This window comes from Faecalibacillus faecis (assembly GCF_003024675.1).
In the GTDB taxonomy this organism is placed as follows: domain Bacteria; phylum Bacillota_I; class Bacilli_A; order Erysipelotrichales; family Coprobacillaceae; genus Faecalibacillus; species Faecalibacillus faecis.
The window spans coordinates 37599-50776 of record NZ_PYLP01000003.1; the positions used below are offsets into that span (position 1 = coordinate 37599).

Here is a 13178-nt window from a genome sequence, read left to right on the forward strand (position 1 = left end):
CTCTAATTTTATTTTTTACTGTTTTCTTCTAAATATTGTTGTTTTTCGTAAACTTTAAAGAATGGTAACCAAATAAACCATGAAACGATAAACAATACGATTACTAAAACAACTCCAGCAAGACTTCCTGTTGTTAAATAACCTTGAATGATATTTGGTAAATACCACATTTGCATTGGTGCGCTAGGAACAGGCACTAATCCAATTCTCATAACTAAATACATGATGCTAGGAATGACAATTGAGTTTAAACATAATGGAATCATTAAAATTGGGTTCCAAACTACTGGTGCACCGAAAACAATTGGTTCATTAATATTGAAAATTGCTGGTAAAACACATACATTTCCAATAGCTTTTAAACGTTTTACTTTAGAACGCATACACATAATAACTAATGCTAATGTACATCCTTGACCACCGATATAAGTTAATCCCATAACTGTTTCCATTAAGTTAATATTTTGTGCAACATGTCCCGCAGCTACAGCTGCCATATTAGCATCCATACCTTCCATCCAAATTGCCCATGCAATTGGGAATAAAATCCAAGTAAATCCAAATGAATATAAGAAACATGTAAAAAATGTAATCGCAATTAATCCTAACCAAGTTTGACCAAATGCTGAAATTGGAGAGAATAATCCACGAATAAATAATGGTAAATCAAATCCAGTATTCATGATAACTAAACCAATAACCAATGTAATTGTAACTGGAACAAGTGCATCCATCCAAGCCACAACCATATCAGGCATAACTGTATCTTTTTTAAACATTGAATGATTTGATGCTACATTGAAAATCCAAGCAGTAAATACTGCAGTAACAACAGCCGTCAACATACCTCCAGTACCAATTTTATCCATTACAAATGAAATATTACCATCTGCAATATTTGGTATAGTGATAATAAAGAATAATGCTAAACTTGATAACATAGCGGAAATTTTTAATTTTTCATTTCCCTTTTTTTCTAATACTTTCATTGGAACTAATATTGTTAAGAAAATAGCAATTAATCCAAATGAGAAAGTATTCAATTGTGAAATGTCTGGAATCCAGCTCAATGCTTCAAAATTTCTAAATACACCAACAATTGAAGATACCGATCCAATCATAATCATTGGTAAAATGCTCATGATTGATTGTTGAATTGCCATAATATAAACATTTTGTGTTAATTTATCTAACTTAGGTGCTAATGAATTTGTAATCCAACCCATAAAACCTTTTTGATTTTCAACATTTTTGTCAGCTTTAACTTCTTTTTTTTCTACTTCTTTTACTGGTTCTTTTTCTACTTCTTGTGGTTTAGCACCTTTTAAAACATCCATTGCTTGTTTTAAAGTTGCTGCACCATCAATAGCTCCATATGCATCTTTATCAATAAAAGCAAATGGAATATTATATTGTTCTAAATCTTTTGCTAAAGCATCTTTCTTATAAGCTAAGTGTGGTCCAAACATAATAATGTCTGTTCCTTTTAGATTATTTGTCATCTCAGCTTCGCTTCTTGCAATAACATCAATATCATCTAATCCTTGTTCTTTTGCGGCTTTACGCATAGCTTGAGCCATGAACCCACTCGAAGCACCGGCACCGCACATCAATAATATTTTCATATTTCTTCACCTATTTTCTTTCTTTATTATTTATGAGCAATTACTTCTACCTCACAAAGCACTTGTTTTGGAAGTTCTTTAACAGCCACACAAGATCTTGCTGGACACATTCCATTAAAATATTCACTATATACTTTATTGAAAGTCGCAAAATCATTCATATCTGCAATAAAGCATGTTGTCTTAACAACATCGCTTAATTTAAAACCAGCTTCTTCTAAAACAGCTTTAACATTTTCTAAAGACTGTTTAGCCTGTCCTTCAATATTATCAGATTCCACACATCCTGTTTTAGGATTAACTGGAATTTGTCCAGAAACAAATGCAAATTCACCAGCTATAATTCCTTGAGAATATGGCCCAATTGCTGCTGGGGCTTCTTTTGTTTTAATTTCACTATTCATTTTCTTAGCTCCTCTCTCTAATGAAATATTTTTCACAATTACATTGTAGTATGTTATTTTATTTTAGTCAATAAACTTTCTTTAATTTTATAAACTATTTTTTACTATTTTATAAAATGTTAGCGCTTATTTTTAACTTAATTATATTAAATATATTTATTAAATGAAATATTTTTCATTATTTATTTTCAATTTATTTAATTTATGTTATAATAGGTATTGGAGGTAACTATGAAATTCAAAGAAATTCAACTTACATTAATCGATCAACAAATTTTAAAAAGTTACAGTACACTACTAGAAGGCTTAGAAAAATATTTAGGATATGGTTATGAAATTGTATTGCATAGCTTAGATAGTTATGAACACTCAGTCATAAATATAGTAAACGGTGAACATACTGGCCGTAAGATAGGGGCTCCTATTACAGACAAAGCGTTAGAAATGCTTAGTCGTTTAAAAGATAGCGGTGAATCAAGTGAAACTTACTTTTCTACAAACGCTAAAGGTGAACCATTAAAAAGTACTACTATTGCAATTCGTGGTGAAAATAATAGAATTATTGGATTATTATGTATGAACTATTATATGAATATTAGTTTAAACGATTTTATTCAATCTTATGTTCCTAAAAAACAAGAAGAAGTACAAATCAAATCTGTTACTGAAACTTTTGCAAGTAACGTAGATGAAATGATTTTATCTACTTTGGAATATGTAAAGAACGAAGTATACGAAGATTCTTCAATTTCATATTCTAATAAAAACAAGGCTATAATTTCTCAATTATATGATAGGGGTATTTTCCAAATAAAAGATTCTGTTCCAAAAATTGCAGACGAATTAAACATTTCAAAAAATACTGTATATTTACATTTGCGCAATTTATCGCCTCAAGGAAATTAATAAAAACACCTAAGATACTATTCTCTTAGGTGTTTTTATTAATTAAAATTTTTTAATCAATTCGGAAGCAAAACTCTAACGTTTTGCTTCTATTTTTCCTTCTTTAATTCTTAAAGATACATCACACATCTTTGCTAGAGTAGGTGAATGGGTTACCAAAATAACACATTTATGATGAATATGTGCTAAATCTAAGAAAGTATTCATGATGTCCAATGAATTCTTTTCATCAAGGTTACCTGTGGGTTCATCACAAAGGATCAAATCGACTTCTCTTGCAATAGCACGTGCAATCGCAACTCTTTGCTGTTGTCCTCCAGATAGTTGTCGAATATCTCTTTTACATTCATCTTTGGAAAGTCCAAGTTGTTCAAGAATAGATAAACAATATTCTTTTTTATCTTTTCTTTTGATCCCTGCAATTTCTAAAGCAGACATAACATTTTCTAAAGCATTCATATAGTAAATGAGGTTATATGATTGAAAGACAATAGAGATATCTTCTCGACGATATTTATTTAAACCTATTTCTTGAATATCTTTTCCTTTGAATAAGACTTTTCTTTCATCTGGTTTATCTAAACCAGATGAAAGTGAAAGAGTTGTTGTTTTCCCACTTCCACTCGCACCAACAACAGCATATATTTTACCTTTTCCAAATGAATAAGAAGCATGTTCTAAAATTTTATTTTTTTCTTTACCATCTTGATAACTATAGCTTACATTTTCTAATTCTAATAACTTTTCCATCTTAACCTTCCTTTCTAGATAAGATTTGTCTAGGTGTAAGTCTTAATACATAGGCTGCAGGTACAGCAATAGAAACAATACAGATTGCTGCTGTAACACCGGCAAGTTGAACGACATTTTCACCTGTAATTGAAACATCTAATTCTTGATTTGATGGTCCTTGCATCATATTTCCTAGGAAATTTTCTTTTGTTTGTTTATTAGTTTTTTGTTGATTATCATTTGGTTGATCACCTTTTTGATCCATTTGCATGACATTTGAAGAAGAACTACTTTCTAACATATTACCCATATAATGAGATGTTAATTGTCCTGTACCTAAAGAAATCACAAAAGCAACTACTGCAATTAAACCTATTTCAATAAGTTGTTGAGCAATAATTTTAACTTTACTTTGTCCAAGTGATAAAAGAACACCAATTTCATAATATCTATTTCTAATTGTTAGAGCTAAGATTAAACAAAGAATTGCACTACCAGCAATCACTACGATCCATACAAACATCTTTGCGAATGATTGCATACTTTCAAGAGAAGAAGCATTTTGTTGATAAAGACGATTATTGGCATCTAATGAGAATGTATCAAAATCAATATCACTTTGCTTTTTTGCAAGTTTTACAAAAGCTTCTGCATTTTCTGGATCATCTAAATAATAAATTGCTGATGTAATGTTTTCACTACTTCCAGTAAGTGTTTGCCCAACTGATAAATCAGTATAAATCGTGTTTACTGGATTATTGAAATGGGCACCACCAATTTCATTTGTTGTTTGAATTTCATAAATACCTACAATTGTAAGTTCTTGAATAATTGTTTCATCATTAACTGTGGTTGTAATAGTAAAAGTATCACCAACACTTAAATCATTATCACTTGCAAGATTGGTTTCAATGACACAGTTATTTGTATTTGCATCATCACTTGTAAGCAAACGACCATCTGTTAAGGTATAATTACTGTTTGTAAATGAATCTAAATATTCCATTGTAGTATTAGCACTGATCGTAAAATCACCTTGATTTGAAGCTTGTTCTGATTGATCATTTGGCTTATTTGTATCTTGTTGATTATTACTATTATCCGATTCAGTTTCTACCGCTGAAATAGAATCACTATCAGCTGATGTAGATATTTGATAATTATAACTTTCTACATACTTTAAATCTTTTAAACTATCTGCCATGGTTGTTGTTAATGATGTCTCATTACTTACGGCTTCACCTGGTTCTCTATTTTTCATCATGTTTCTAAAATCAACAGAAAGAGTTACATCGTTTCCTAAACTACTACGAATTTGATCCATTGATTTTTGTGTTGCTGATTGAATGGATAAACCAGCAATGACGAGATTGGTAATAACGACAATTATTACAAATAATAAAATCGTTTTTCCTATGTTTTTCTTTAAACTTAAAAGTGCGTTTTTTATCATACTTTCTACCTCCATCTTCAATATAAAGAAAAAGTATATCCATAAAACGGAATAATTATGTAAAAAAAGGGTTATACATTATATATTTTATTGCTTTTCTTATTATTTAAAGTTACCCTTATAAAGAAAGAGAAGGGATAAAATATGAAATTAGATAATTTGGCTATAGGAAAAAGTGCTGTAATTGTCTCTGTAGGAGGAACAGGAGCATTAAGACAACACTTTTTAGATATGGGACTTATCCAAGGTGTAGAAGTAACCATGGTAAAATATGCACCAATGGGGGATCCTATTGAAATTAAAATACATGATTATGAGCTTACTTTAAGGAAAGAAGATGCTCAAAAAATAGAAGTTAAAGAAATTACTAAAAAAGAAGAATTAAAAAATGAAAACATTATTTTTAAATATAAAAAACATCCAGGGTATGGTGAATCAAGTTACGATAAAATCAATAATCACCAAATCTATCATGAAAGTGATCTACTTACTTTTGCCTTAGTTGGTAATCAAAACTGTGGTAAAACAACTTTATTTAATCAACTAACTGGTTCTAATCAACATGTTGGTAATTTTCCAGGAGTCACTGTTGATCGTAAAGATGGTGTAATTAAAGGCTATAAAAATACCCTTATAACGGATCTACCAGGAATTTATTCAATGTCACCTTATAGTAGTGAAGAAATCGTGACTAGAAATTTCTTATTAAAAGAAAAACCAAAAGCAATCATTAATATTGTTGATGCAACAAATATTGAAAGAAATCTTTATTTAACAATGCAACTATTAGAACTCAATATGCCTATGGTTGTTGCTTTAAATATGATGGATGAAATGTCAGGAAATGGGGGAACAGTTCTTATTAATGAACTAGAAGATCATTTAGGAGTTCCTGTCGTTCCTATTTCAGCCGCTAAAGGAGAAGGTATTGATGAATTGGTCAGTCATGTTTTACATGTTGCTTATTATCAAGAAAAACCTCAATTTTTACAATATTTTGATAATCAAGCTCTTGATCGTTGTATTAATGCAATTGAACATCTTATTGAAGATCATGCAAAAAAAGCAAGAGTTCCTTTACGTTTTGCAGCAAGTAAACTTGCAGAAAATGATTCTCTTTTATTAGAACAACTTGATTTAAGTCAAAATGAAAAGGAAATTTTAGAACACATTCGCAAACAGCTTGAAGAAGAAAGTAGTCTTGATTGTTCAGCAGCTATTGCTAGTGATCGTTTTCATTCAATCATTAATATTTGTAGACAAACTGTGAAAAAACCTCATGAAAGTAAAGAAAGATTAAGAAGTCAAAAAATTGATCAATTTTTAACTGGAAAATATACAGGTATTCCCGCCTTTATTGGAATTATGGGTATCGTTTTCTTTTTGACCTTTAATGTTATTGGTTCTTTTTTACAAGGCATCTTAGAAAATGGTGTATCTATTGTAACAAATTATGTTGATACTCTTCTAACCCAAGCACAAATCAATGTAGCTTTACATTCTTTGATTATAGATGGAATTTTTAATGGGGTAGGAACTGTTTTAAGTTTCTTACCAATTATTGTTACTTTATTTTTCTTCTTATCTATTTTAGAAGATAGTGGTTATATGGCTCGTGTTGCTTTTATTATGGATAAACTCCTTAGAAAAATTGGACTTTCTGGACGAAGTATTGTCCCTATGTTGATTGGATTTGGATGTACAGTACCTGGCGTTATGGCAAGTCGTACACTTTCTTCAAGAAGAGATCGACAAATGACAATTATTCTAACACCTTTTATGTCATGTTCAGCAAAACTTCCAATCTATGCTTTCTTTACCTCTGTCTTTTTCCCAGGTAAGGGCGCATTCGTTATGATTTTCTTATATGTTTTTGGTATTTTGACTGGTATTATTTTTGCTTTGATTTTAAAAGGATCCCTTTTTAAAGGTGAACCTGTTCCTTTTGTCATGGAACTTCCAAACTATCGTATGCCTGGCGCTAAAAACGTCTGTCAATTATTATGGGAAAAAGCCAAAGATTTCTTACAACGTGCTTTTACTGTCATCTTTGTAGCCACAATCATTATTTGGTTCTTACAAACCTTTGATTTAAGATTTAATATCGTCGCAGAATCTAAAGAGAGTATTCTAGCCATTCTCGCTGGATATATCACTCCAATCTTTAACCCATTAGGATTTGGTGATTGGCGCATTTCAACAGCCCTTATTTCAGGTTTTATGGCAAAAGAAAGTGTTGTTTCGACATTATCTATTCTTTATGGTTCAACCCAATCATTGTTGATGTCACTTACAACACCAGCTGCTTTATCTTTACTTATTTTCTGTTTACTTTATACCCCTTGTATTGCAGCGATTGCTGCAATCAAAAGAGAACTTAATGGGAAATGGGCATTGATTGTTGTCTTTGGACAATGCCTTATTGCTTGGCTTGCCTCTTTTGTTGTGTATCATTTGATTTTATTGGTATTTTAGTATTGTAACATCAGTTTTTGCATTGTAACAATTAGATTGTTACAATGCAATTTTTATTATTACAACAAAAAAACAGATCCAAGGGAACGGAAAAGATCTGCTTTTTACTATTATCTATTATTATTTTTTAAAAAGGGAAATTGATAATTAAGTTTTGAGTTTAAGTAAGTGCTTGTTCCTCCTTTCGTGTATTATCATAGATAAGTTTTATGAACTTTATTTAACTTTTTCATGTTACTTTCTTGTTTGTTTTGTCAAAAATTATGGGATAAAAAAATGCAACGTTAAATAACATTGCATTTTTAAATTGCTTTAATATTTTGGTGTTAATTCTACATACATATCTTTGTATTGTTTTGCGCTTTGTTGCCAAGAAACATCTTTATTCATATCACGAACAACCATTTCATCCCAATATTTTCTATTTTCAAAATAAAGTGTTTTAGCACGATTGATTGCATCATAAAGAAGTCCACTTTCATAACGATCAAAGGTAAAGCCATTACCTGTATTATCAAATAGATTATAAGGTTGAACAGTATCTTTAAGTCCACCTGTTTCTCTTACAATTGGGATAGAACCATATCTCATACTAATAAGTTGTGTAAGTCCACAAGGTTCAAATCTTGATGGTACCAGTAAAGCATCGCAGCCTGCATAAATATTGTGGGCGACATTTTCATTGTAGGCAATATATGCACAGAAGTTTCCTTTATATTTATTTTCATAATAACGGAAAGCATCTTCATACATCGCATCACCTGTACCTAAAACAACAACTTGTGTATGTTCATCCATAATACTTGGAATAACATCATTAACAAGATCAAGGCCTTTTTGATTTGTAAGACGCGAAATAAGTCCGATAACAATTTTATGATCATCAACTTCTAATCCTAAGGATTCTTGAAGTGTTTTTTTATTCGCTTTTTTATTCTTGATAACAGATTGGCTATCATATTGAGCAGCTAAAAGTTTATCTGTTGCTGGATTCCAAATATCTGTGTCAATACCATTAACAATTCCTAAAATCTTACTACTATGATATCTTAAATGTTCTTCAAGACCTTCACCATACTCTTCTGTTTGAATTTCTCCAGCATACGTATTACTTACTGTTGTTAATTTATTACAATAAGTGATACCACCTTTTAACATATTCGCATCTAACCAATTTTGTGTCATACAATCTTTATTGAAGACATAATCAGGAAGATCTGACCAATATTGAATTGTTTTTCGATCATAGATACCTTGGAATCTTAAGTTATGAATTGTAAGAACAGCACCTGCACGTCCTACATTTGTATCTTTAAAGCTTGTTCTTAAATAAAGAGGAACTAAAGCTGCTTGCCAATCATGACAATGTACAATATCTGGTGTCCAATTTAAATAATTAAGTGCCGCAAGAGCTGCTTTACTAAAATAACAGAACTTAGGAATATCATCGATAAGATTCGTATATGGATTTCCCCACGAGAAGAATTCATCATTATCGATAAAATCATAAACAACACCATCTTCTTGATATTCCATAATACCTACATAATATTGTTTTCCATCTGCACATAGCTCCATATAAAATGATCCTTTATATTCCATCTTTTCTTGGAACTTTTGAGGAATACATTTATATCTAGGAATAATAACTTTAACATCCATATTTAATTTAGCTAAACTCTTTGGAAGAGCTGACATAACATCCCCTAATCCACCCGTTTTTACAAATGGATAACATTCTGAACCAATAAAGGCAACACTTCTACGAGGTCCTAAATCAATTGGTTGAGATTTTTCAACAGGAACTTCTTGAATAACTTCTGTTGGTTTAGCTTCAACAGGTGTTTCACTTTTTACAGATTTTGGTTTAGCAGTTGTTGTTTTTTTACTTGTAGCTGTTGTTGATTTAGCAGTTGTTGTCTTTTTAGTAGTCGCTTTCTTAGCATGCGCTGTTTTTACAGCTGGTGCTGATTCAGCAACAACTTTTTCACTTGTTTCTTTTGGTTGAACAGTTGTCTTTGGTGTTGATTCAACAATATCAACTTTTTTTGGTACTTCTACTGGTTTGACTTCAGTTACCTTTTCACTGGTAACTGATGCCGATTTAACAACCGTATTGGCCTTTACACCCGTTGTTCTTTTTTTATTGGCTATTGTTGTTCTTTTCTTACTTTTTTGAACTGTTTTTTTACTCATACTTTCTTCTCCCATCTTTAAAATAATATCATGTTTAAAACTCTAACTTCATCATTTTCTCTTATTAACATCTCCTATTATAGTCATTAGAATTTGCGATTTTTGTATCTTTTTAATATTTTATACATACAAAAATTCTTTCATTTCAATTTACTTTCATATTCAAAATGTCCTTTTAATTATTGTACCATAATCAATGAATGTTGTTTATATAAAAGGTATTTATTATGCACAAAAAAACAGATCCAAGGGAAGGGAAAAGATCTGCTTTTTACTATTATCTATTATTATCTTTTTTAAAAAGGGAAGTTTATAATTAAGTTTTGTTTAAGTAAGTTCTTGTTCCTCCTTTCGTGTATTATCATAAAGAAGAAATATGAACTTTATTTGACTTTTTGATGTTTCTTCTTTGGTTGTTTTGTCAAAAATTATGTGATACCATTATTTCAAACAATGCACCTTTTGGTGTTTTTTATTATAGAGGGAGGGTAATCTATGAATAAAACACAAGATTTTACGAAAGGAGTTATTTGGAAACAATTACTTTTTTTCTTTTTTCCAATATTAATTGGGAGCTTTTTTCAACAACTATATAATACCGTTGATACCATTATTGTTGGTCAAGCTTGTGGGACAAATGCTCTTGCTGCTGTTGGTTCAACAGGGAATTTGACAAACTTAGTTGTTAACTTCTATGTTGGTTTATCAACTGGAGCTTCTGTTGTTATTGCTCAATATTATGGAGCTCATAATAAAGATAAGATACATCAAGCAGTCCATACTTCATATATGCTTGCTATTGTTAGTGGAATTATCATGATGCTTTTTGGTTTATTCTTTTCTTATCAATGTTTAGATGCTATTGGTGTTCCTCATGATATTTTAAATGATGCCAGTCTTTATATGAGACTTTACTTTTTAGGGATGATTCCTGGAGCTATTTATAATATTGGTTCAGGAATTTTAAGAGCTGTAGGAGATAGTAAAAGACCACTTTATTATTTAATTATTTGTAGTATTGTTAATGTTGTTTTTGATTTTGTTTTAGTTGTTATTTTACATAAAGGTATTGCTGGGGCAGCGATTGCGACTTTTATTGCTCAAACAGTATGTGCTATTTTAGTCACAATTCAACTAATGTTTTCTAAAAATGTCTATCAACTTACATTATCAAAAATTAAATTTCATTTACCTGTATTAAAGAAAATTGTCCAAATTGGAGCTCCTGCTGGAATTCAATCAACAATGTATAGTATCGCCAATATCGTCTTACAAACACATATTAATGCCTTTGGAACTCAAACTATTGCTTCATGGTCAGTCTATGTAAAGATTGATGCTTTATTTTGGATGGCTATGGCAGCCATTGGTGCCGCCATTACAACTTTTGTAGGACAAAACTATGGTGCTCATCTTTATGATCGTATTCAAAAAGGAGCGAAAACAGCTTTAGCGATTGCCTTAACAATGGCAGTTTCTTTAAGTGTGATCTTATGTTTTGGGGGAAGTTATATTACAAAACTCTTTTCATCTGATCCAGCCATCATTAATCAATGTCAAAGTTTAATACTCTTTTTAATGCCTTTCTATTTTTCTTACTGTTGTGTAGAAATTTTTTCTGGAACAATGAGAGGTTGTGGGGAATCTTTTAAACCAATGCTTCTTGTCTGTATTGGTATTTGTGTTTTGCGTGTTGCTTGGGTAACCTTTATTTCTCCTCATTATCCAACATTAAAAGGTGTTGTTATTTCTTATCCAATCACTTGGTTTACAACTTCCTTTCTCTTTATTATTTATTATAAACATTTTAAAAAAGATCATTTTGGAGCATAGTTATGCGACGAACAGAACGAGAAATTACAGATTTAAATAAAAGAAATCATTGAAAATAATCAATGTTGCCGTTTAGATTTTATAGATCAAAGCAGTGTTTTGTTCATTTAAATTATTGTTATACTTATAATAATAAACATTCATGTTGCAAAAGTAGGAAAGAAACTCGATTTAATATATTTCGTTGAAAGAAAAACATCATGTCAATATTCTATGAAATATCAAAATATTATGGGAAAAGGTCATATTGAATTGATAGAAGATAAGGAAAAAAGAAGTTAGAATTACAATTAATCATGAAAAATGTAGCGGGTAAAGAAGTCGTATTTAATGATCAAAAGGTAAGTAATGTTGCTATTATGAAATTAATTGTAGATACACTAACTTGTATTCTGCTCTAGGAAGGGTAATGGCATACCCCTATCTTGCACTACGAACTATCATAAATGAACTTGTCTGCCAACAATGTTGGCAGGTAACAATAATCCCCTGTCTTTAGACATGAGGAGAACATTCATATAATGATTAAAAAACAAATCAATTAAAAACCGCACATTGTGCGGTTTCACATATTATAAATCTACTCCATAATCACTTACAACAACTTGTCCTGTAAGTGGTGCTGCATCATCACTTGCTAAGAAAAGTGCTACTTTTGCAACATCTAAAGGACTACAAGGTTGAAGTGTTAAATCACTATGAGCTGACATAGCACCCATCATTTTCATATCCATTGTATCAGGTGTTAATCCTGCTGCCATATCTGTTGTAATACTTCCTGGACAGATAACATTACATCTAATTTTTTCTTTAGCAAAACGCATTGCTGCATGTTTTGTTACCCCAATAATTGCTGCTTTAGTAGATACATAAACAGCACCACCTGCACCATATTGTCCAGCAACACTTGAGATATTAACAATAGAAGCTCCACTTTTCATCACTTTTAAAGCTTCTGACATACAATACATTGTTCCTTTTTGATTAATATCAATAACTCTATTTAAATCATCATAATCAATTTGATCAATTGCATTTAATCCTTTATCTAAAACACCTGCATTATTAATTAAAATATCTAATTGACCAAAAGTTTCAACTGTTTTACTTACTAAGTTTTTAACATCACCCACTTTAGAAATATCAGTAGGAACACATAAAACAGTTCCTCCTGCTTCTTCAATTTCTTTTGCTGCTTCTTCTAAGACTTGTTGACGTCTTGCTGAAATAACAACTTTTGCTCCTTCACTTGCAAACAATTTAGCGATTTCTTTACCTACGCCAGCATTTCCTCCTGTAATAATTGCCACTTTATTATCCAATTTTCCCATAAAAAATCCTCCTAGATATATAGTAACATATGTAAGCGCTTAACTCCATCTTTTTCATATCCCAAAATTGTATGTGAGTATACCATATTTTTACAATTAAATCAGTTAATTGATCCACTGTATGTCCATCAATAACGTTATTCCTTTTCAAATAAATTCCTAATACAATTAAAATAAAAATTTCACTCAATAAATCCACTGCAATCATCTTTTTTCTCCTATC

At 30.6% G+C, this 13178-nt stretch carries 10 protein-coding genes; 3 read left to right on the top strand and 7 right to left on the bottom strand.

Translation table 11 applies throughout. From position 1 onward, the window contains the following. Positions 1-8: 8 nt before the first annotated feature. Together C7U55_RS03590 and C7U55_RS03595 are read right to left on the bottom strand one after the other, a co-directional pair. The gene (locus tag C7U55_RS03590) at positions 9-1625 is read right to left on the bottom strand and encodes a PTS transporter subunit EIIC (protein WP_032091061.1); all 1617 of its coding nucleotides are present in this window, start codon (positions 1623-1625) and stop codon (positions 9-11) included. Between the two features lie 26 nt (positions 1626-1651). Next, positions 1652-2029, bottom strand: a complete 378-nt coding sequence (locus C7U55_RS03595; protein WP_032091062.1) for a RidA family protein — start codon at positions 2027-2029, stop codon at positions 1652-1654. 231 nt (positions 2030-2260) lie between these two features. On the opposite strand from C7U55_RS03595, the gene C7U55_RS03600 reads away from it, so the two are divergent. Further along, positions 2261-2935: a helix-turn-helix transcriptional regulator gene (locus C7U55_RS03600; RefSeq protein ID WP_032091063.1), complete on the top strand. Its 675-nt coding sequence runs from the start codon at positions 2261-2263 to the stop codon at positions 2933-2935. Between the two features lie 75 nt (positions 2936-3010). Here the strand turns inward: C7U55_RS03600 and C7U55_RS03605 are convergent, their stop codons facing one another. Further along, entirely contained in the window at positions 3011-3685 is a 675-nt protein-coding gene (locus tag C7U55_RS03605; protein ID WP_106987391.1) for an ABC transporter ATP-binding protein, read from the bottom strand. Between the two features lies 1 nt (position 3686). Continuing rightward, positions 3687-5120, bottom strand: coding sequence for an ABC transporter permease (locus C7U55_RS03610; protein WP_106987392.1), 1434 nt, complete (start codon positions 5118-5120; stop codon positions 3687-3689). 144 nt (positions 5121-5264) lie between these two features. Here C7U55_RS03610 and feoB point away from each other — a divergent pair, with 144 nt between their 5' ends. Then, on the top strand, positions 5265-7595 hold the full coding sequence (gene feoB, locus C7U55_RS03615) for a ferrous iron transport protein B (RefSeq protein ID WP_106987393.1): 2331 nt from the start codon (positions 5265-5267) through the stop codon (positions 7593-7595). Positions 7596-7907: 312 nt separating this feature from the next. Here the strand turns inward: feoB and C7U55_RS03620 are convergent, their stop codons facing one another. Continuing rightward, on the bottom strand, positions 7908-9791 hold the full coding sequence (locus C7U55_RS03620; protein WP_239985149.1) for a glycogen synthase: 1884 nt from the start codon (positions 9789-9791) through the stop codon (positions 7908-7910). A 495-nt stretch (positions 9792-10286) separates the two neighbouring features. On the opposite strand from C7U55_RS03620, the gene C7U55_RS03625 reads away from it, so the two are divergent. Then, positions 10287-11624, top strand: a complete 1338-nt coding sequence (locus C7U55_RS03625) for an MATE family efflux transporter (RefSeq protein ID WP_106987394.1) — start codon at positions 10287-10289, stop codon at positions 11622-11624. A 572-nt stretch (positions 11625-12196) separates the two neighbouring features. Here the strand turns inward: C7U55_RS03625 and C7U55_RS03630 are convergent. Then, a complete protein-coding gene (locus C7U55_RS03630) occupies positions 12197-12955 on the bottom strand; it encodes an SDR family NAD(P)-dependent oxidoreductase (RefSeq protein WP_106987395.1) in 759 nt (252 codons plus the stop codon). Continuing rightward, the gene (locus C7U55_RS03635) at positions 12939-13163 is read right to left on the bottom strand and encodes a hypothetical protein (protein ID WP_106987396.1); all 225 of its coding nucleotides are present in this window, start codon (positions 13161-13163) and stop codon (positions 12939-12941) included. Before C7U55_RS03635 ends, C7U55_RS03630 begins: the two co-directional genes overlap by 17 nt. Between the last annotated feature and the right edge of the window lie 15 nt (positions 13164-13178).